The organism is Nonomuraea fuscirosea, from assembly GCF_035917475.1.
GTDB classification, from domain to species: Bacteria; Actinomycetota; Actinomycetes; order Streptosporangiales; family Streptosporangiaceae; genus Nonomuraea; species Nonomuraea fuscirosea.
The window spans coordinates 2,223,941-2,243,064 of record NZ_CP109074.1 but is presented as its reverse complement, the minus strand read 5'-3'; the positions used below and the strand labels follow the sequence as shown (position 1 = coordinate 2,243,064).

The 19,124-nt window shown below is 73.2% G+C and carries 18 protein-coding genes; 7 read left to right on the top strand and 11 right to left on the bottom strand.

The genetic code is table 11. From position 1 onward, the window contains the following. Positions 1-6 precede the first annotated feature (6 nt). Positions 7-360, bottom strand: a complete 354-nt coding sequence (locus OIE67_RS10015; RefSeq protein ID WP_106234744.1) for an ArsR/SmtB family transcription factor — start codon at positions 358-360, stop codon at positions 7-9. A 195-nt stretch (positions 361-555) separates the two neighbouring features. Here OIE67_RS10015 and OIE67_RS10010 point away from each other — a divergent pair, with 195 nt between their 5' ends. Further along, on the top strand, positions 556-1,425 hold the full coding sequence (locus OIE67_RS10010) for a universal stress protein (RefSeq protein WP_326638842.1): 870 nt from the start codon (positions 556-558) through the stop codon (positions 1,423-1,425). A 67-nt stretch (positions 1,426-1,492) separates the two neighbouring features. Here OIE67_RS10010 and OIE67_RS10005 read toward each other — a convergent pair whose 3' ends face one another. From OIE67_RS10005 to OIE67_RS09960, 10 genes are all read right to left on the bottom strand, one after another. Continuing rightward, entirely contained in the window at positions 1,493-2,158 is a 666-nt protein-coding gene (locus tag OIE67_RS10005) for a response regulator transcription factor (protein WP_326638840.1), read from the bottom strand. After that, positions 2,155-3,306 carry a sensor histidine kinase gene (locus OIE67_RS10000; RefSeq protein WP_326638838.1) on the bottom strand — a complete coding sequence of 384 codons (1,152 nt, stop codon included), beginning with the start codon at positions 3,304-3,306 and terminating at the stop codon, positions 2,155-2,157. Before OIE67_RS10000 ends, OIE67_RS10005 begins: the two co-directional genes overlap by 4 nt. 179 nt (positions 3,307-3,485) lie before the next feature. Next, on the bottom strand, positions 3,486-3,914 hold the full coding sequence (locus OIE67_RS09995) for a hypothetical protein (protein ID WP_326638836.1): 429 nt from the start codon (positions 3,912-3,914) through the stop codon (positions 3,486-3,488). A gap of 138 nt (positions 3,915-4,052) precedes the next feature. After that, positions 4,053-4,862 (bottom strand): hypothetical protein, encoded by an 810-nt coding sequence (locus OIE67_RS09990; RefSeq protein WP_326638834.1) that lies wholly within the window; start codon positions 4,860-4,862, stop codon positions 4,053-4,055. 15 nt (positions 4,863-4,877) lie between these two features. Next, the gene (locus tag OIE67_RS09985) at positions 4,878-5,723 is read right to left on the bottom strand and encodes an ABC transporter ATP-binding protein (RefSeq protein ID WP_326638831.1); all 846 of its coding nucleotides are present in this window, start codon (positions 5,721-5,723) and stop codon (positions 4,878-4,880) included. After that, positions 5,720-6,586 carry an ABC transporter ATP-binding protein gene (locus OIE67_RS09980; protein ID WP_326638829.1) on the bottom strand — a complete coding sequence of 289 codons (867 nt, stop codon included), beginning with the start codon at positions 6,584-6,586 and terminating at the stop codon, positions 5,720-5,722. Before OIE67_RS09980 ends, OIE67_RS09985 begins: the two co-directional genes overlap by 4 nt. After that, complete coding sequence (locus OIE67_RS09975; protein WP_106234732.1) at positions 6,570-7,436, bottom strand: ABC transporter permease; 867 nt, start codon at positions 7,434-7,436, stop codon at positions 6,570-6,572. Before OIE67_RS09975 ends, OIE67_RS09980 begins: the two co-directional genes overlap by 17 nt. Continuing rightward, complete coding sequence (locus tag OIE67_RS09970; RefSeq protein WP_326638826.1) at positions 7,433-8,530, bottom strand: ABC transporter permease; 1,098 nt, start codon at positions 8,528-8,530, stop codon at positions 7,433-7,435. The genes OIE67_RS09975 and OIE67_RS09970 overlap by 4 nt, the downstream gene beginning before the upstream one ends. Then, complete coding sequence (locus OIE67_RS09965; RefSeq protein WP_326638823.1) at positions 8,527-10,074, bottom strand: ABC transporter substrate-binding protein; 1,548 nt, start codon at positions 10,072-10,074, stop codon at positions 8,527-8,529. The genes OIE67_RS09970 and OIE67_RS09965 overlap by 4 nt, the downstream gene beginning before the upstream one ends. Further along, entirely contained in the window at positions 10,071-11,177 is a 1,107-nt protein-coding gene (locus tag OIE67_RS09960; protein ID WP_326638821.1) for an LLM class flavin-dependent oxidoreductase, read from the bottom strand. Before OIE67_RS09960 ends, OIE67_RS09965 begins: the two co-directional genes overlap by 4 nt. A gap of 276 nt (positions 11,178-11,453) precedes the next feature. On the opposite strand from OIE67_RS09960, the gene OIE67_RS09955 reads away from it, so the two are divergent. The 6 genes from OIE67_RS09955 to OIE67_RS09930 all read left to right on the top strand — a co-directional run bounded on the left by OIE67_RS09955 (position 11,454) and on the right by OIE67_RS09930 (position 19,124). After that, the gene (locus OIE67_RS09955; RefSeq protein WP_326638819.1) at positions 11,454-12,353 is read left to right on the top strand and encodes a LysR family transcriptional regulator; all 900 of its coding nucleotides are present in this window, start codon (positions 11,454-11,456) and stop codon (positions 12,351-12,353) included. Further along, positions 12,350-12,901 carry a cupin domain-containing protein gene (locus tag OIE67_RS09950; RefSeq protein WP_326638817.1) on the top strand — a complete coding sequence of 184 codons (552 nt, stop codon included), beginning with the start codon at positions 12,350-12,352 and terminating at the stop codon, positions 12,899-12,901. The genes OIE67_RS09955 and OIE67_RS09950 overlap by 4 nt, the downstream gene beginning before the upstream one ends. 8 nt (positions 12,902-12,909) lie before the next feature. After that, positions 12,910-14,607 (top strand): rhodanese-like domain-containing protein, encoded by a 1,698-nt coding sequence (locus OIE67_RS09945; RefSeq protein WP_326638815.1) that lies wholly within the window; start codon positions 12,910-12,912, stop codon positions 14,605-14,607. Positions 14,608-14,828: 221 nt separating this feature from the next. Then, on the top strand, positions 14,829-16,427 hold the full coding sequence (locus OIE67_RS09940) for an OmpA family protein (RefSeq protein WP_326638813.1): 1,599 nt from the start codon (positions 14,829-14,831) through the stop codon (positions 16,425-16,427). 100 nt (positions 16,428-16,527) lie between these two features. Beyond that, complete coding sequence (locus OIE67_RS09935; protein WP_326638811.1) at positions 16,528-17,295, top strand: ABC transporter ATP-binding protein; 768 nt, start codon at positions 16,528-16,530, stop codon at positions 17,293-17,295. Further along, complete coding sequence (locus OIE67_RS09930; RefSeq protein ID WP_326638809.1) at positions 17,280-19,124, top strand: hypothetical protein; 1,845 nt, start codon at positions 17,280-17,282, stop codon at positions 19,122-19,124. Before OIE67_RS09935 ends, OIE67_RS09930 begins: the two co-directional genes overlap by 16 nt.

Sequence of the window (19,124 nt, the reverse complement as noted above, 5' to 3'; positions counted from 1 at the left end):
CCCGTTCTAACGATCTTGCGCCACATCGTCGTCGTCGCCCTCCAGCAGCTCGTTGAGCAGCTCGTTCTGGCCGGACAACTTCTCGGCCAGGAGCTCGCGGGCCGCGCGCAGCAGACCGGCCACCCGGCCGCCGGCCAGCGCGTAGACCACGGTGGTCCCCTCCCGCTGCGCGGTGACCAGGCCGGAGCGGCGCAGCACCGCCAGATGTTGCGACAGCCCGGTGGGCTCCACCTCGATCGCGGCCAGCAGCTCGCGGACCGGCTTCGGGCCGTCCTGCAGCAGCTCCAGCACCCGGATCCGGACCGGATGGCCCAGGAGGCGGAACAGCTCGGCCTTGGCCTCGTACAGCGGCACCGACATCACGGGCCCTCCGCCTCATCCCGCCGTCTCTCCGACACAACCATCCTCACGCCACAATTCATTAATTACGAATCTTCGCAATTACGATAGCGCACCCACGTAGTGGTCCCGCCCCCTCGCACGCCGTTCGGCGGCGTGACCAAGGGATATGCCCCCTCTCATGGGGTAGCCGTCGGTCAGAGCGAGGTGACAACCATGGCCGAAACCCGCAGCGTGGTCGTCGGCTACGACGGCTCCGACTTCTCGGTCCAGGCTCTGGACTGGGCGCTCGACGAGTGCGAGCTGAGGGGCCTGCCGCTGACGCTGACGCACGCCTGGCGCTGGCCGTACGGCGAGGCGGCCGAGGAGGCCAAGCTGCATCTGCGCAAGGCGGCCGAGCACGTGCTCGCCCATGGCGCCGAATGCGCGCGCTCCACCAGCGCCGTATACCACGTCATGACCGATCTGTACGAGGGATCCCCCGCCGAGCGCATCGTCGAGCTGTCGGCCGGCGCGGACCTCGTCGTCGTCGGCTCCCGGGGCCTGGGCGCCCTGGCGAGGTCGCTGGTCGGCTCGGTCGCCGGCTACGTCGCCGCCCACGCGCACTCTCCGGTGATCGTCGTACGCGGCCCCGGCCCGATCCCGGCGTCGTCCAGCCCCGGCCCCGTGCTCCTGGCCCTCAGCCCCGCCACGCCGGACGCGGCCCTGCAGTTCGCCTTCGACGAAGCGACCCTGCGCCGGCTTCCGCTCGTGGCCGTGCACGCCGTGCACCTGCAGACCATGGCCTGGGGTGTGGCGATGGCGCCCGTGCCGGACGTCGAGGCCGCCGCCGGGACCGGGCGCGAGCGGATGGAGGAACGCCTGGCCCCCTGGCGCGTCCGGCACACGGAGGTGCGGGTGGAGGGGCACGCCGTCACCGCGCCGGCGAAGGAGGCCCTGCGCACCGCGTCCTGCCGGGCCGGCCTGCTCGTCGTGGGCGCGGAACGGACCCGCCACCACGGCCGGCTGAGCACGGTCGTCAGGGCGATGATCGAGCACGCCGCCTGCCCCGTCGCCGTCGTCCCCGGCGACCCCCAGGACGGGTGAGAGCGACCCGGCGACTGCACCGGCGACGCCTGGACGGGTGACGGCGCTCCCGCTCAGGACATGGGGCTCACGCGCCGGGCCGGATCAGGCCGCTCTCGTACGCCAGGATGACGAGCTGCACCCGGTCGCGCACGTTCAGCTTGGCGATGGCCCTGGAGATGTGGGTCTTGGCGGTGAGCGGGCTGATGACGAGGCGCTCGGCGATCTCGTGGTTGGACAGGCCGAGCGCCACGAGCCTGACCGTCTCCCGTTCCCGGGAGGTGAGCGCGGCCAGCCGCTCCCCCGCAGCGGGCGTGAGGTCCTGCCGGTAAGCGAACTGCTCGATGACGCGCCGGGTCACCCCCGGCGACAGGAGCGCGTCCCCGCCGGCCACGGCGGCGACCGCGCGGCGGAGCTCGGCCGGCTCGACCTCCTTGGTGAGGAAGCCGCTGGCTCCGGCGCGCAGGGCGGCGAAGACGTGCTCGTCGGTGTCGAACGTGGTGAGGATGATGACGCGGCTGCTGCGCGTGGCCGGGTCGGTGACGATACGGCGCGTCGCGGCGATCCCGTCGGTGCCGGGCATGCGGATGTCCATGAGGATCACGTCGGGGCGGGTGCTCGATGCCAGCCGTACGGCCTCGTCGCCGTCCTGGGCCTCGCCGACGACCGTGATGTCCCGTGAACGGGCCAGCAGGCTGCGGAAGCCGGCCCGGACGAGTGCCTGGTCGTCGGCGAGGAGCACCGTGATCGTCATGCCGACGAGCCTCCTGCCACAGGGATCTCGGCCCGAACGGCGAAGCCGCCGCCGGGTGCGGGCCCGGCGGTGAACGCGCCCCCGAGTGCGCTCACCCGTTCCCGCATGCCGGCCAGGCCGTGGCCCGCGGTGCCCTCGCCTGCACCTGAGGCGCCTCGGCCGTCGTCGGTGATCTCGACGACGATCGAGCGGGGCCCGTAGCCGATCGTCACCGTGACCTCGCTCGCCTCGGCGTGCTTGAGCGTGTTGGCGAGGGACTCCTGGACGACCCGGTGCACGGCGATGGCGGGAATGGCGGTGACGGCGGCCCGGTCGCCGTGCTCCTCGAAGGTCACCTCGAGGCCGGCGGCGCGGGCGTCGGCGACGAGCGTGTCCAGGGAGGCCAGGTCGGCCTGGGGCGCGGTGCCCTCCGGGCCGTCGCGCAGGATCGCGATGAGGGAGCGGAGGTCGGCCATCGCCCGGTTCCTGACGTCCTTGGCCAGGCTCAGCGCGGCGGCGGCCGCGGCCGGATCCTCCTCCAGGGTGTCGGCGGCGACGTTGAGCTGCACGCCGACGACGGCCAGCGTGTGCGCGATGACGTCGTGCACCTCGTGCGAGACGCGCAGCCGTTCCTCGGCGACGCGGGCCCGGTCGTCCGCTTCGCGCAGTTGTTCGCGGCGGCGCAGCGCGACGGCATAGCTGCGGCCCGCGACGATCAGGATCGCGAGGAGCAGCCATTCCCCGGCGACGTGGACCAGGTAGCGGCTGGGATTGAGGTCCAGGATCAGGCGGAAGTCGATCGCGGAGTAGACCAGCTGGGCCAGGCCGGCGGCGGCCGCCCAGCGCACGTGTGGCGTGGTGGCGGCGGTGAAGTAGGCGACCGCGGCCGGCCAGATCCACCCGGCGGGAGACCAGTGCCCGGTCAGGTGGTAGACGATGACGCCGCCGATCGACAGCAGCAGCACGGTCATCGGCCATCGGCGTCTGACCAGGAGCAGCGCTCCGAGGAACAGCCCGAGGGGGATCGGGCCCGACCAGGGGTTGCGCACCCCGGTCGCGAGGGCCACGGCGACGAAGAAGACCAGGGTGAGGACGGCGAGCGCGAGGTCGGTGATCCGGGCGAGGTGCCGGGCCGGAACGGCTTCGCGGCGTGGAGGTGATTCGGCCATGCGTACGGAGGCCTTTTCTCAAGAATGGAGGCGGGGCGAATTCGGGGAGGTGACGGGGCCGGGCCGCGTCGCCCAGATGGCCTGTTGGACGACGCGGCCCGCGACCACGGTTCCCGGAGCCGCGTCAGCCCCGTGAGCCGGCGGGCTCGATGGACCGCGGCGGCTTCGGCAGGCCCGGATCAGACGTGGGTGACGAGCAGGGTCACTCCCGCCTCGCCGCCGCAGTCGACGAAGACGGGACCGACGCCGTTCCCGATCTCGGGTGCGAGGGTCGCCTTCGCCACGAACCCCTTCGCGTCGTCCTTGACGATGCGGATGTCCCGCAGCACGGGGTGCTTCCTGTCCACCCCGGCCAGCACGGCCTTGAGCCCCTTACCGCCGCCGCAGTGGCCGGTGATCGTCACCTTCTGGCCGCGCCTGGTGGTGGGATTGGGGCTCACCTGGACCACCGCCCTGGCGCCCTTCGGCGGCTTCGGCGCGGCCACCTCGGCGGTGCCGGCCTGGACGGATGACGCGCCGGCCTGGGCCCCCGCCGGCGCGCCGGCCGCGACCAGCAGCCCGGCCGTCACGCTCAGCCCGGCGATCGCGGTCATCACTTTCCTGCTCATGGCGACTCCTTCGGTTCTCGTCCGGCTTGTCTCGGGGAGAAACGTTAGGCCGGGCCGAGGCGGGAGCGCGTCGTCCGTTGATCGTCACCTGCCCTTGCTTCGATCGCCGTACGAACTACACCGAACGGAGTAGAACGGTCACCAGGCGCTGGCCTCCACGGTGACGGCCGGCCGCAGCTCCTCGCGCACGGCCTCCAGGAACGTGACCACCTCGGCGGCCACCGAGCGGTGCTGCAGGTCGTTGAGCACGTCGTGGTGGGCGCCGCGCACGACGCCGAGCCGTGCCTGGGGCAGCGTCTTGGCCGCCCGCGCGCTCGCGTCCCGGTCCGCCAGCGGGTCGGCGTCCCCGACGAGCAGCAGGTGCGGCACGTCGGCGGTGCTCGCGTACGCCGCGTCCAGCAGGTCCTGCGGCACGGGGCCGGCCAGCGCGCCGCGTTCCACGGCGGTGTCGCCGGTCAGCACGCCGCGGTGGGTCGGGCAGGCGGTCCTGACGTCGAGCTCGTCCTCCCACCCGCCGCCGGCCTGCGTCCCGCCGCCGGGCAGCCCGGCCAGTACGACCGCCTGCGGCCACCACACCGCCGAAGGGGAGGCCGTGGCGAGCAGGGCGGCGATTCCAGCCGCGCCCAGGTCTGACCCCACCAGCACCAGCGGGCGCGGCAGCCCGTCCGCCGTCTCGGCCCTGAGGTCCCCGACGGCCTCGGACAGCCCCCGGGCAAGAGCGTCCAGGAAGGGAGCGACGCGAGCCGGAGCTGCAGGCGCGCCGGCGGCCGTGCCGGTGACCGGGTCGGTAGTCGGCAGGTTCACGATGCGGACCCGGTAGGCGTCGTAGGCGAGCCGCGCCCCGAGCCGCCCGTACGTCGCGGGTGTCTCGCCGCGGCCCGGCACGACGAGGATCGTGCCTCTGGTCCGCAGCCCGGCGGGAGCGTGGAAGTCGGTGGTCTGCGTCATGTCGTGCTCCAGGGTTCAGGGGTGGGCGGTGAGGCCGCGTACTTCGGCGCGCAGGGCCCGGCGCAGCTCGGGGTCGGGCGGCTCGGCGTCCCCGATCGACGGCACGGACGTCACGAGCAGCCGGGTGTACGGGTGCCGCGGTGCCAGGAAGATCTCCTCCGTGGTCCCCGTCTCCACCACCTGCCCGTGGTACAGCACGACGACCCGATCGGCCACGCCGCCGAGCGAGCCGAGGTCGTGCGTGATCAGCAGCACGCCGAGGTCGCGGGTCTCGCGCAGGCGGAGCAGGAGTTCGAGGATCGTGATGCGGGTCGAGGCGTCGAGCGCGCTGACGGGCTCGTCGCAGATGAGCAGCCGCGGATCGACGGCGACGGCGCGGGCGATGGCCACGCGCTGCCGCTGGCCGCCCGACAGCTCGCCGGGATGCCGGGGCAGCAGGTCGGGCGGCAGGGAGACGAGCCGGGCGACCTCTCGCGCGGCCTCGCGCAGCTCGGCGCGGGAGTGCCCGCCGCGCACGGCGAGGCCCTCGATCAGCGTGTCGAACACGGTGCGTTCGGGGTCGAGGCTGCGCAGCGGGTCCTGGAAGACGTACTGGGCGGCGCCGCCGCGGCGGAAGGCCCGCAGCGCGCTCCCGCGCAGCCCGCTCACCTCGCGCCCGTCGATCGTGATCGAGCCGCTGTGGGCCCGCACCAGCCCGAGCACGGCGCGGGCGAGCGTGGTCTTCCCCGAGCCGGTCTCGCCGATCAGGCCGACGATCTCGCCCGGCGCCACCGTGAGGTCGACGCCGTGCAGGATCTCGGTCCGCCCGCGGCCGCGCCCGAGCGCGACGTGCAGTCCGGTGACGTCGAGCAGCGCGGTCATCGGCGGCTCCCCTGTTCACGCACCCGGTCGATGCCGAAGCGCTCGTGGTCGCGGATCAGCTCGCGCGTGTACGGATGGCGCGGCCCGCGCAGCACCCGCCGGGTGGGTCCCGCCTCGACCACGGCGCCGTCGCGGAAGACGTACACGGTCTCGCACAGCTGCGCGATCACGGCCAGGTCGTGCGAGACGACCATGAGCGTGAGGCCACGGTCGCGGCGCAGTTCGACCAGGAGCTCCAGCACCTCGGCCTGCACGGTCACGTCGAGGGCTGTGGTCGCCTCGTCGGCGATCAGCAGTTCCGGCTCGGTGCTGATCGCCATCGCGATCAGCACCCGCTGCAACATCCCGCCCGACAGCTCGAACGGGTACTGCGCGTAGACGTGCTCGGGGCGGCGCAGCCCCATGGCGTGCAGCAGTTCGACGGCCCGTTCCCGCGCCGCCCGGCGGGCCAGCCCGGCCTTGACCCGGAGCACCTCGGTGAGCTGCGCCCCGACGGTGATCGACGGGTTGAGGTAGGAGGCGGGGTCCTGGAAGACGGCCGCGAGGTGGGTGCCGCGCAGGCGCGCTCGCCTGGCCGCCGGCAACGCGGTCAGCTCGGTGTCCCCGAGGCTGATCCGGCCGCCGGTGACCTCGACGCCGGCGGGCAGCAGGCCCAGGACGGCGCGGCAGGTCAGCGTCTTGCCGCTGCCGGACTCGCCGACCAGCCCGACAGCCGAGCCGCGGGGCACGTCCAGGTCCACGCCGCGGACGACCTCGGTGCCGTCGGCGACGCCGACGCGCAGCCCGCGTACCGACAGCAGGGGCTCGCTCACGGAGTCCGCGACCGTGCGGACCGCCGTCGCGGAGTCAGGTGAGACGGACACGGGCGGCTCCTCCTCTCCCGCGCGTCCGCGCGCGGCCGTGGTCGCCGCCGGCGTCCCTGATCGCGTCGGCGAGCAGGTTGAGCGCGCCGACGGTGGCCATGATGAACAGGGACGGGAACACCGGCCCGTACGGCCGCTGCGTGAGGTAGCCGAGGTCGCTGGCGACGATGCCGCCCCAGGTGGGCTCGGGCGGCACGACGCCGATGCCGAGGAAGGTCAGCGACGAGACGATCAGCAGGCCGCCCGCGGTGGCGTTCGCGGTGCTCACGACGAGCGTGGGCAGGATCTTCGACCACACGTGCGTGCGCAGCACCCGCCAGGTGGAGGCGCCGAACAGCTGCGCGGCGGTCACGTACTGCGCGTTCGCGTGGCTGAGGGCGGCGGCTCTGGTGATGCGGTAGAACGACGGCGCGAGCAGGATCCCGACGGCGATCATCGCCTGGTGGACGGCGTTGCCGAGCAGCGCGGCCACCGCGATGGCGAAGATCAGGAAGGGCAGCGCGATGAGCCCGTCCATGACCCGCAGCGTGATCCACTCGTAGGCACGCCCCAGGTGGACGGAGGTGATGCCGGGGACGACGCCGATGACGAGCCCGATGCCGACGGCCTCGAAGGCGGTGAGCACCGATGCGGGCGCGCCGGCCAGGACCCGGCTGAGCACGTCACGGCCGAGGTAGTCGGTGCCGAACCAGTGCGCCGCGCTCGGCGGCATGAGGATGTCGGCGCCGTTGCGCAGCGGGTCGTACGGCGCGAGGAAGGGCCCGATCGCGGCGAGCAGGAGCACGGCCGCCAGCACGGCCGCGGCGATGGCGCCCGCGCGGGTACGCAGGGCGTCGGTGACGGTCCTCATATCTCCCTCCGTGCGGCGGGGCGCAGCTTGACCAGCAGGACGTTGACGAGCGCGGACGAGATCAGCACGACGCCGATCGTGACGAGCAGGGCTCCCTGCACGACGGGCACGTCACCTCCGAGCGCCGCGGTCTTGGTGAGCTCGCCGATGCCGGGCAGCGCGAACACGGTCTCGACGATGACGGCTCCGCCGATGAGCCGGGGCACGTGCATGCCGAGCACGGCGACCGCGGGTCCCGCGCCGTTGCGCAGGGCGTGGACCAGCACGATGCGCCATCCCGGCAGGCCGCGCACCCGCGCCCCGACGACGTAGTTCTCGTGCAGGGTGTCGGCCAGCCCGGTCCGCAGCTGGCGGGCGACGTCGGCGGCGGCGTCCAGGCTCAGCGCCACGCACGGCAGCACGAGGAAGCTCGCCCAGGTCGGCAACCCGTCGGAGGCGGGCGCCCAGCCGCCCGACGGCAGCACGGGCACCAGCAGCGAGAACACCGTGATGAGGGCGATGGCGGCGACGAACCCGGGCACGGTCGCCAGCACGGAGGTGACGACCGTGACGGCGCGGTCAAGCCGGCCGCCCTGCCTGACGGCGGCGAGGACGCCGAAGACGCCGCCGAGCACGACGGCGATGAGCAGCGCCCCGGCGGCCACGGACAGGCTCACCGGCAGCCGCTCGGCGATGCTCCGCGCCACGGGGATCTTGGTGAACCAGGAGGCGCCGAGGTCGCCGTGCAGGGCGTCCCACAACCACAGCGCGTAGCGCGCGAGCAGTGGCCGGTCCAGCCCGAAGACCTCGCGCATCCGCGCCACGTCGGCCGGAGTGGCCGAGTCGCCGAGCACGACCGAGGCGGGGTCCTGATCCGTCAGCCCGCCGAGCATGAAGGTGATGAAGGTGGACACGAGCAGCACGGGGACCGCGATCAGCAGCGCCCGGCCGAGGGCGGCGGCGCTCCGCGCGACGGCGGTCAGCACGGCGCCGGGGACGGACGCTCCCAGCCTGGCCTTCCGCGTGGCTTTCTGGGTGGCTTTCTGAGCGGCTTTCTGGGTGGCGTCGGCGCTCGTCGTCCGGCCGGGCGCGTCGCGCACGTTCAGCGTGGTCACTTCTCCACCCAGACGCCCTCGAAGCGCTGGATGTCCACCCAGTTCCGCAGGCCGTGCACCTTGGGGCTGTGCGCGGCGAAGCGCGTCACCGTGAACAGGAACACGTTCGGCATGTTCGTCACCGCGATCTTGGTGGCCTGCTGGATCGCCGCCGGGTAGGCGGGGTCGGTCAGCGGGTGACCGCTCGCCTTGGCGACCGCGCCGGACAGCGCCTCGGGGGTGCTCTTGCCCAGGTTCATCAGCCCCTGCGCGCCGAACAGCACCTGCAGCGCCTGCACCGGCGACTGGCGGGCGTTGAACTGGTCGAGCACGAACGGGTACCTGCGGGTGATGTAATTGTTGACCCCCGGCGTCTGGACGGTGAGCGTCGTGCGGATGCCGGCGGCGTTCAGCTGCTGCTGGATCAGCTCGCCGACCGGGTCGTCCGCCCTGCCCAGCGCGAGCTGGACGTCCACGCCGTCCGGGTATCCCGCCTCGGCCAGCAGCCGCTTCGCGGCGGCCACGTCGTGCGGGTGCAGGTTGTCGAGCTCCGGGTTGTGGGCCACGTAACCCTTGGGGAACGGCTGCCAGACCGGCTGGCCGTAGCCGAAGTTGGCCGCCTTGACCAGCGCCTGCCGGTCGATCGCCGTACTGATCGCCTGGACGACCTTGGGGTGGTCGAACGGCTTGACGGTGTTGTTCACGTCGAGGACCCGCACCGGCAGCACGTCGGTCGCCTCGACCGGGAAGCCGGCCGCCTCGACCCCGCCGACCTGCGACGCGGTGAGGTCGGCGACGTCGAACTGCCCCGAGTTGAGCCCCGCCACCGCGACGGACGGGTCGGGCGTCGGCTTGAGGACGAAGTTCGTGACGAGGATCTCGTCCGCGTTCCAGAACGCCGGGTTCCGCACCAGCGTCGCCTGAGACCCGGGCACATAGCTCTTCAGGATGAACGGGCCGGCGCCGACGGGCTGGACGGCCAGCTTGGCCGGGTCCTTCGCCGCCGCCGGGCTGACGATCTGCCCGGTCTTGCCGGACAGCAGCAGCGGGATCTGGTAGTCCACCTGGGTGAGGTGCAGCGTCACGTCGGTGGCGCCGTCGGCGGTGATGCGCTCGACCGTGACCAGTTGCGGCGCGATCGTCGAGTCCTTCGCGGTCTTTCCGCGCTCCAGGCTGGCCTTGACGGCGGCGGCGTCGAGCTTCGTGCCGTCGGAGAAGGTCAGGCCGGGGCGGAGGTGGAAGGTGACCGAGCGGCCGTCCTCCGCGTACGTCCACGACTCGGCCAGGCCGGGCTTGGCCTCGCCCTTCTCGTCCACCTCGGTGACCCCCTCGTAGACGAGGGTGAGGGCGTGGACGTCGTTGCCGACCGCGGAGGTCACCGGGTCCCAGGTCGAAGGCAGCGACCAGCCCCAGGTCAGGGTGTCGCCGCGCTGGCCGGCGGCGGCCACCGCGGTGCCGTCGGAGGAGGCCGCGCCGCCGACGGACGCCCGGGAGGCGCAGCCGGCCAGCAGCAGCACCGCCAGGCCGGCGACGCCGGCGGCCCTGACCGCCTCGCCCACCCTCATCGGCCTCGCCCCGCGGCGACGGGGCTCTCCTCGCGGGCCGCGGCGCCGGCGCGCAGCAGCGGGACGAGCTCCCTGCCCCACTCGCGCACGTCCGCCAGCGGGTCGAAGCCGCGGATGAGGAAGGTGCGGACGCCCAGGTCGTAGTACTTCAGCAGCGCGTCGGCGACCTGCTGGGGTGTGCCGACGAGGGCGGTGGAGTTGCCGCCGCCGTCGGTCAGCCGGGTGACGCCGAACCAGAGCCGCTCGTCGTGCACAAGCTTCTCGGCCGCCTCGTCCTTCAGCCGCTTCGCGCCGACCGCGGTGTTCTCGCCGCGCCCGATCCGCCACGCCGCGTTGCCCTTGCCGGTGAGGTTGTCCTCGAAGGCGCGGCGGATGCCGTCGGCCTTCTCCCAGGCCGCGTCCTCCGTCTCGGCCACGATCGGGCGCACGGACAGGGAGAAGCCGATCTCGCGGCCGTGCCGCGCGGCCTCGGCGCGGATCACCTCGATGCGTTCGCGCGTCTGCGCCAGGGGCTCGCCCCACAGGGCGTAGACGTCGGCCCATCGGCCGCCCACCCTGATCGCGTCGTCGGACTGCCCGCCGAAGAAGATCGGCACCTCCCCCCGGGGCTTGACCGAGCTGAACGCGCCCTCGAAGCGGTAGAACTCGCCCTCGTGGTCGAACGGCTCGCCGGAGGTGAGGGTGCGCCTGAGCACGTCGATGAACTCCGCGGTGCGCCGGTAGCGGGCCCGCTTGTCCGCGAAGTCCCCGTCGCGCCGCTGGTCGGTGTCGCTGCCGCCGGTGATGTGGTGGATGGCCACGCGGCCCGCGCCGGTGAGGTTGTCCAGCGTGGCCAGCTTGCGCGCGGTCAGGGTGGGCTGGATGAATCCGGGCCGCTGGGCGATGAGCACGCCCAGGCGCTCGGTGCTGTAGAGCACGTGGGCGGCCGCGGCGAAGCCCTCGGGCGAGCTGGCGCTGTGGGCGATGAGCGCGCGGTCGAAACCGGCCTCTTCGTGGGCGCGGGCGAAGTCGGCGAGGTAGCCGGGGTCGACGACGGGTCCCCGCCAACCGGCGCTTTCCGAGCCGTAGGCGGTCGAGACCATCCCCAGGATCTGGATCGACAAGGTGCGAACCTTTCAACGTGTGGACTGAGGCCGCGTCGGCCGCTTTCGGTGAGTGCTTTCGGTGGGCGCTCTCGGCAGACGCCTTCGGCAGGCGCCTTCGGCAGGCGCTCTCGGTGAGCGTTGAGGTCACGCCGCTGCCGACGGCCGGCCGGTGCACACTCGTCAGCCTGCGGTGCCACCCGCCGGACTGTCCAACGACGCTTTCTAATCACGGCTCATCACGTCACGTGATAAATACCCTTACATCAGGTAGGAATAATAGGTATACTCCAGGACATGAACCGTACGCTGGACATCGCTCCGTTGCGCAGCTTCGTCGCTGTCGCCGACGCCGGCGGCTTCCAGCGCGCCGCCGACGCCCTGCACCTCAGCCAGGGTGCGGTGAGCCAGCACGTCCGCCGGCTGGAGTCCGCGATCGGCCGCCCGCTGGTGGAGCGGCGCGGCCGCGGCTCCCGGTTCACCGCCGACGGCGAGAAGCTGCTCGGCCTGGCGCGCAACCTCCTGGCGCTGCACGACGAAGGGCTGCGCAGCTTCGACCACGAGGCCCGCGGGACGATCGTCATCGGCTCTACCGAGCACGCCGCCGCCCAGCTGCTGCCGCACCTGGCCACCGCGCTCGACGCGCCGGCGCCCCGCTACGGGGTCAAGTTCCGGATCGACCGCGGCACCAAGCTCCGTGAGAGCTTCGCGACAGGACGCATCGACCTGGCCCTGCTCATCGGCCCCGCCGACGACCCGCGCGCCACCGCGGTCGGCGACCTGATGCTCACCTGGTACTCCGCTCCCGGATGGACGGCGCCGAGGCGGGGCGAGCCGCTGCCCGTCGTCGCCTTCGACGATCCCTGCGCCCTGCGCGACCGGGCCCTCGTGACCCTGGCGCACCACTCGATCCCGGCCGCCATCGCCGCCGAGGCCAACCAGCTGGCCGGCGTGCAGGCCGCCGTCAGCGCGGGCGCGGGCGTGGCGCTGCTGGCGACGCTCGGGCAGACCCCTGTGGGCCTCGTTCCTCGCGACGACCTGCCGCGGCCGAGCCCGCTGCCGCTGGCGTTGTGGACCCGGCAGGGTGTCGCGCCGACGGTCGCCGGCCGCGTGTCGGACACGCTGCGCGCCCTGCTGTCGGCACCGGTCCTGACCAAGGTGCCGGCCCACGACTTCGCCCTCGCCAAAGGAGCATGATGCCCGTTCACCCGTCCGACCCGACCGGCCCCGGCCTGGTCCGAGACCCGTCCGACGCGACCGGCGCCCGCCTGGTCCGCACGCCCAGCGGTGTGCTCGTGCCCGCCGGCATCGACCCGTTCCACCGCACCCTGCACCACGTCGCGCCGAGCGGCCTGATCGGGCGGACCTCGCAGACCTCGGGGATGACGCGGGTCGAGGCGATCAGCGGCAAGACGGTCGGCGCCAGGAACCTCTGGATGGGACAGACGCACGTCGCCGCGGCCACGGCGTCGGGAGACCACCACCACGGGGCGTCCGAGACCGCGATCTACGTCGTGTCCGGGCATCCCGTCTTCGTCTTCCTCGACGTGGAGGCCGACGAGCCGGTGGAGCACCGGATCGAGACCGGTCCCGGCGACTACGTCTTCGTGCCGCCGTTCGTCCCGCACCGCGAGGAGAACCCCGACCCGGACACCGAGGCCGTCGTCGTCATCGCCCGCACGACCCAGGAGGCGATCGTGGTCAACCTCGACGGGCTCGACTGGTCCGGCGTCGAGCTCCGCTGAGCCGGGCAATGTCCGCTCAGCCGGCCGCCGTCACCGCCGCGCAGGTCTGCGCGCTGCTGCTGCGCCGCGACGAGGTCGTCATCGCCGACGTACGCGAAGAGGCCCTGTACGCGCGGGGGCATCCGCTGTGGGCGGCGAACTTCCCCCTCTCGCTGCTGGAGCTGGACGCCTGGCGGCGCATCCCCCGCCTGGACACCCCCGTCGTCGTCTACGGCGACACGGACGCGCCCGCGCGGCAGGCCATCGACGTCCTGCGCCGGCTCGGCTACTCCGACGTGCGCCCGCTGCTGGACGGGCTCGACGGCTGGACCGCGTCGGGCGGCGAGCTCTTCCAGGACGTCAACGCGCCCAGCAAGGCGTTCGGCGAGCTGGTCGAGTCGGTCAACCGCACCCCGTCGCTGACCGCCGAGCACGTGGGAGCCCTGATCGAGGCCGGCACGCCGCCCGTGATCGTGGACGCGCGCCGGTTCGACGAGTTCCGCACCATGAGCATCCCGACCGCCACCAGTGTGCCCGGCGCCGAGCTGGTGCTGCGCATCCGCGAACTCGCCCCCGATCCCGCCACTCCCGTCGTGGTGAACTGCGCGGGGCGCACGCGGAGCATCATCGGCGCGCAGTCCCTGATCAACGCCGGTCTGCCCAACCCCGTGGCGGCGCTACGCAACGGCACCATCGGCTGGACGCTGGCCGGGCAGTGGCTCGACCACGGGGCGACCGGCACGGCTCCGCCCGGCGTGTCTGAGTCCCACCACGCACTCGCCCGCTCCGGCGCGCGCGCCGTCGCCCGGCGGGCCGGCGTCCGATTCATCCGTACGAGCGAGCTGCCCGGCCTGTACGATCCCCGCCGCTCCACGTACCTCTTCGACGTGCGGTCCGCGGCCGAGTTCGCCGCCGGTCACCTCGACGGCTCCCTCCACGCTCCCGGCGGGCAGCTCGTCCAGGAGACCGACCACTACGCGCCGGTGCGCGGCGCCCGGATCGTCCTCGTGGACGACGACGGGGTCCGCGCCGCGATGACCGGGTCGTGGCTGGCCCAGATGGGGTGGGAGACGTGGGCGATCAGCCCCGCCGATCCAGGGGACCTGGTCCTGCGGGGCGCGGAACCCGGTCCCGTCCCTGATCCGCCGCAGGTCGAGACGGTGGACGCGGCCACTCTTCGCACCTGGCTCGGCGCCTGCGAGGAGGCCACGGCCGTGATCGACCGGCTCGGCACCGACCACCTCGACCGGCTCGATGCCGTTCGGGCGGCCACGGTCGTCATCGACGTCGGGCCCAGCCGGGACTACGCCGCCGGGCACGTCCCCGGCGCCTGGCACGCCGCAAGGGCCCGGCTGCCCGCCGCGCTCGGCAGGATCGACGCCGCCGCCCGGCACACCACCGGGCACACCGCCGGCGGGCACATCGTCACCAGGTACGTGGTCACGTCACCGACCGGCCGGCTGGCCCGCTTCGCCGCCGCCGACCTCAGCCGGCTCACGTCCGCACCGGTGTTCAGCCTGGACGGCGGCACGGCGGCCTGGGGCACGGGCGCGCCGCTGGAGTCGGAGCCGGCGCGGTACGCGGTCCCTCCCGCTGATCGGTACCGCCGCCCGTACGAGGGCACGGACAACGGCCGGGCGGCCATGGAGGCGTACCTGGAGTGGGAGTTCGGCCTGGTCGAGCAGCTGAAGCGGGACGGCACCCACCACTTCCGCGTGCTCCGCTGACATCCGCGCGCAACCCCTTGGGGACCAACAGCTTGCCCCAGCTCAACGTCAAGGGCGCGGAGGCGGCCAACGCATCATGGACTTCGGCACCATCGCGGCCACCCGCGCGGCCAGGACGGCCTGAGCCCCGGCCACCGGACAGGAACGCACGTTTCGCCGGGAAGCGGCCCACGGCGGGCGGGAAGGCACTAAGCTCCCCGGCGTTGAACGGGAGGTTATCCGTGCGCGCGATCCGAGGTGCCGCTGCCGTCATGGCCGCCGCCGTGCTCGTCGGCTGCGGCGCGGTCAACCCGCCCACTCCGGACGACAGCCCGCCCCCGTCGAAGACCGCGGCCACACGGCGGGCGTCTCCGAGCCCGGCGAGCGCTTTCACCGGCGAGGGGCTGGCCGGGTACGACGTGCCCGCCCCCTTCCGGGTGGAGGTCGAGGCGGTGGAACGCCACGCCGGCCTCACCGCGATGAAGATGGTGATCACGACCACTGCCGGCAGGCCGATCACCGGTGACTTCGGATACGACGGCCTGCGCGGGCAGAGCGTGAGCTTCGGCAGGTTCCGGCTGCTGGACCCGGTCGCGGGGAAGGTGTACTTCACGCTGCGGGAGAACGACGTCAACGGGATCGCGTTCGGCACCCGGCACTCCATGACCTCGGGGATCCTGCCCGACGAGTTCCGGCCGGGGGTGCGCTACCCGGTCGAGGTGTATTTCCCGCCGCTGCCCGCCGGCGTCGCGCGCGTGTCGATGGTGCCCGACCTGCCGATGGCGCCCATGACGGGCCTTCCGGTCACCGAAGGCGCCGGTACGCCCGCCGCCAAGGCGCGCGGCCAGGGCGCGGAGCCGTCGCCCGGCACGGAGTTCCAGTGGCCGGTGGTGCCGCCCTCCGGTGCGATCTGGTCCGGGGTCTCCGACGTGAACGAGCTGGTGGAGGCGCCGCAGCGGACGAAACGCAGGCAGGGCGGCAAGGAGACGGTAGGACTGCGTACCGACGTGCTGTTCGCCTTCGACAAGGCCGCGCTCTCCGCCAAGGCCACCGCCGTGCTCGACGACGCCGTACGCGAGACCCGCGAGCGAGCCGACCCCGCCAAACCGCCGATCACCGTCGAGGGACACACCGACAGCAAGGGCGACGACGCCTACAACCAGAACCTGTCGGTCTGGCGCGCCGAGGCGGTGCGTGACTATCTCGCGGGCAAGCTCGGCTCCGGCTACACCTTCCAGGCCACGGGCAAGGGCGAGAGCGAGCCCATCGCCAAGAACGAGAAGCCGGGCGGCGGTGACAACCCCGAGGGGCGGGCCCGTAACCGGCGGGTGGAGATCTCCTACCAGATCAAGCAGGACAAGCCGGATGTCACGGTCACCACCGGGCCGCCGTCGGACATCAGGGGATCCACCCGCCCGCCGGCGCCGTTCCACCAGGCCGGGCCGGTGGCGGGTTCGCTCGGCTGGCAGCGCGGCCAGGACCGCCTGCGCGTGGACTTCCACCCCTTCCACCGCGACGGCGCCTACCTGCTCGCCACGTTCGACGTCGTCTCGGAAGGCGCCTCCCGGTTCATCCCCGTTCCCGCCCCGTTCACGGGCTGGGACAGCACCTTCTCCGCGGCGGCGGACTTCGGCGCGTTCATCCTGGTCGACCCGGCGACGAAGACGCGCTACCACCCGCTGAAGATGTACACGGAGTTCGTCGAGAACTGGGTGCCGGCCCTCGATGCCGGGATGACCGGCCGGGGGTACGTCTACTATCCGGCGCCCGCCGACACCGTCTCCTCCGTCACGCTGGAAGCGGAGAACCTCGGCCGGGTTCCGGACATCCCGATCTCCTGACGACGCGCCCGGCATCAACCGATCGGTTGATGCCGGAATCAACCGTCCCGTTGCCCGCCCGGACGATCCGCCGCCCTCGCTCCCGCGCGATTCTCAAGACATGCCCACACACCGGGAGCCCGCCCTCCGCGTCGCCGGACTGCGTAAAGCCTTCGGCGACCACGTCGCCGCCGACGACATCCAGCTCACCGTGCCCGCCGGGTCCTGCTACGGCCTGGTCGGCCCCAACGGCGCCGGCAAGACCACCACCCTGGCCATGGCCGTCGGCCTGCTGCGCCCCGACGCCGGCCGCGCCGAGATCTTCGGCGTGGACGTCTGGAGCGACCCCGTCCGGGCCAAGGGCCTGATCGGGGTGCTGCCCGACGGCAACGCCATGCCGGAACGCCTCACCGGCCGCGAGGTCCTCACCTACCTCGGCCTGCTGCGCGGCCTGCCCCACGAGGTCGTCGCCGAGCGCACCGGCGAACTCCTCCAGGTCCTCGAACTCGACTCCGCCGAGCGGACGCTGGTCATCGAGTACTCCACCGGCATGCGCAAGAAGATCGGCCTGGCCGTCGCCCTCCTGCACGCGCCGCGCCTGCTCGTCCTGGACGAGCCGTTCGAGGCCGTCGATCCCGTCTCGGCGGCCACGATCAGGGCGATCCTGCGCGGATTCGTCGGCGGCGGCGGCTCGGTGATCATCTCCAGCCACGTCATGCCCCTGGTCGAGCAGATCTGCGACCACGTGGGCGTCATCTCCGACGGCCGTGTCGTGGCCGCCGGGCCGCTGGCCGACGTACGCGGCGCCGCGACCCTGGAGGACACGTTCGTCGACCTGGTCGGCGCCCGCCCCCGAGCGACGGAGGGACTGGCATGGCTCAGCTCCTGACCCCAGGTCGAGCCGTCACGGCTCCGCGCCCGCCCGCACTGGCCCGGCACATGGTCGGCATGCGGCTGGCGCTCATGCGCAACTCCCTGCGCGGCGACAACGTCACCAACCTCTACACCGGCGCCGCGCTCGGGCTGATCCTGGCCCTGGGGACGATCGCCGTCGCCGTCCTGTGGCCCGTCTATCTGCCCCTCTGCCTGGCCGTCTGGCTCTCCGGCTGGATCTTCGGCCCGCTCCTGATCGGCGGCGGCAGCGAGGCGCTGCGCCCCGAGTACTTCTCCCTGCTCCCGGTCACGCCGGGCCGGATCGCAGCGGCGCTGCTCGCCGGAGCCTTCGCCGGCCCCGCGCCCCTGATCACCCTCATCGCCCTGCTGTCCCTGCCCGTGTACGGCTGGCGGTTCGGCCCCGGCGGAGTGCTCATCGGCCTGGTGGCAGCCGTCACCACGCTCGTCACCCTGGTGATGATCTCCCGGGTCATCGTGGCGACCATCGGCCTGTTCGTCAGGTCCCGCGCCACCGCGGCGGCCGTCGGCGTCGTGACCGGCACCGCCATCGCCCTGTGCAGCAACGGCTGGGCACCCCTCGTCGCCCTGGGCGGCACCGACAGCGCGGCCTGGTCCCATGTCCTCGTCCGCGTCCTGCCCTCGGGATGGGGCGTGGCCGCCGTCGAGGCCCCCTGGCCCCTCGCCGTCGCCATCCTCGTGGCCGCCGCCGGCGTGATCGCCCTCCTGCTGACCGCGTGGGCGAGCCTGCTGTCGCGGCGCGTCGTCTCGGCCGCGCGCGGTGGTGTGCCGCCCCGCCGCGGCGCGCCCCGCCCCTTCCCCGCCGCCGGCGGCGCCCGCGCCGCCGCCGCCAAGGAGCTGCGTACCTGGTGGCGCGACCTCGTCAGGATCCAGCTCCTCGTCACCGCCTTCTCCTACGCCGTCGTCTCTCCCCTGCTGCTCGTCACCATCGGCGCCTGGACGGTGGTCCCGTTCACCGGACTCATCGCGATCGTGATGGCCGCCGCGTCCTCGGCCAACCTCTACGGCGCCGACGGGACCGCCCTCTGGCTCACCCTCATGACCCCCGGCGCGGAACGTGCCGACGTACGCGGCCGCCAGCTGGCCTGGCTGCTCGTCGTCGGCCCGGCCGCCGTCGTGCTCTCCCTGACCGGCCTGCTGGTCAGCGGCCAGAGCTGGGCCTGGCCGTGGGTGCTCGGCCTGCTCCCCGCCCTCCTCGGCGGCGGCGCCGGGGTCGTCGTCCTGCTCGCCGTCACCTCGCTCGTGCCCGGCACCGACCCCCACAAGCGCGGCGGCAACCCGCTCAGCACCGGCGCCGACGAGAGCGCCGAGACCGGCCTCGCCTGGCTCGTGCTCATCACCGTGCCCGCCACCGCCCTGCCCGCGGCCGGCGCCGTCCTCCTCCATCCGTGGGCCGGCCTCGCCGTCGGCGTGCTGACCGGCGCCCTCAGCGCCTGGGGACTCGGGTGGATCGCCCGCCGCAGGCTGGAGAAGCGCGGGATCGAGCTGCTCAACCTCATGAAGCACGGTCCCGCGCCCCAGCCCGGCAAGCCCGTCACCGCCGATCTTCCGCTCCGCCACCGCATCGGGGTCACGATCTGCCACACCATCGCCTGGCTCCCCCTGTTCCCGCAGGGGCTCGTGCCCCTGGTGATGAAGATCTTCGGGATCGAGGACCCGGTCTGGTTCCTCGCTCTGCATCTCCCGCCGCTCTGGCAATGGCCGACGATCATCTTCATGATCGCCACAGGACTGCTCATGTACGGATACGCCTTCCTGATCCCCATGCGCCTAAGCTCGTCCTCACCGGCCACCACCACCGAGTGA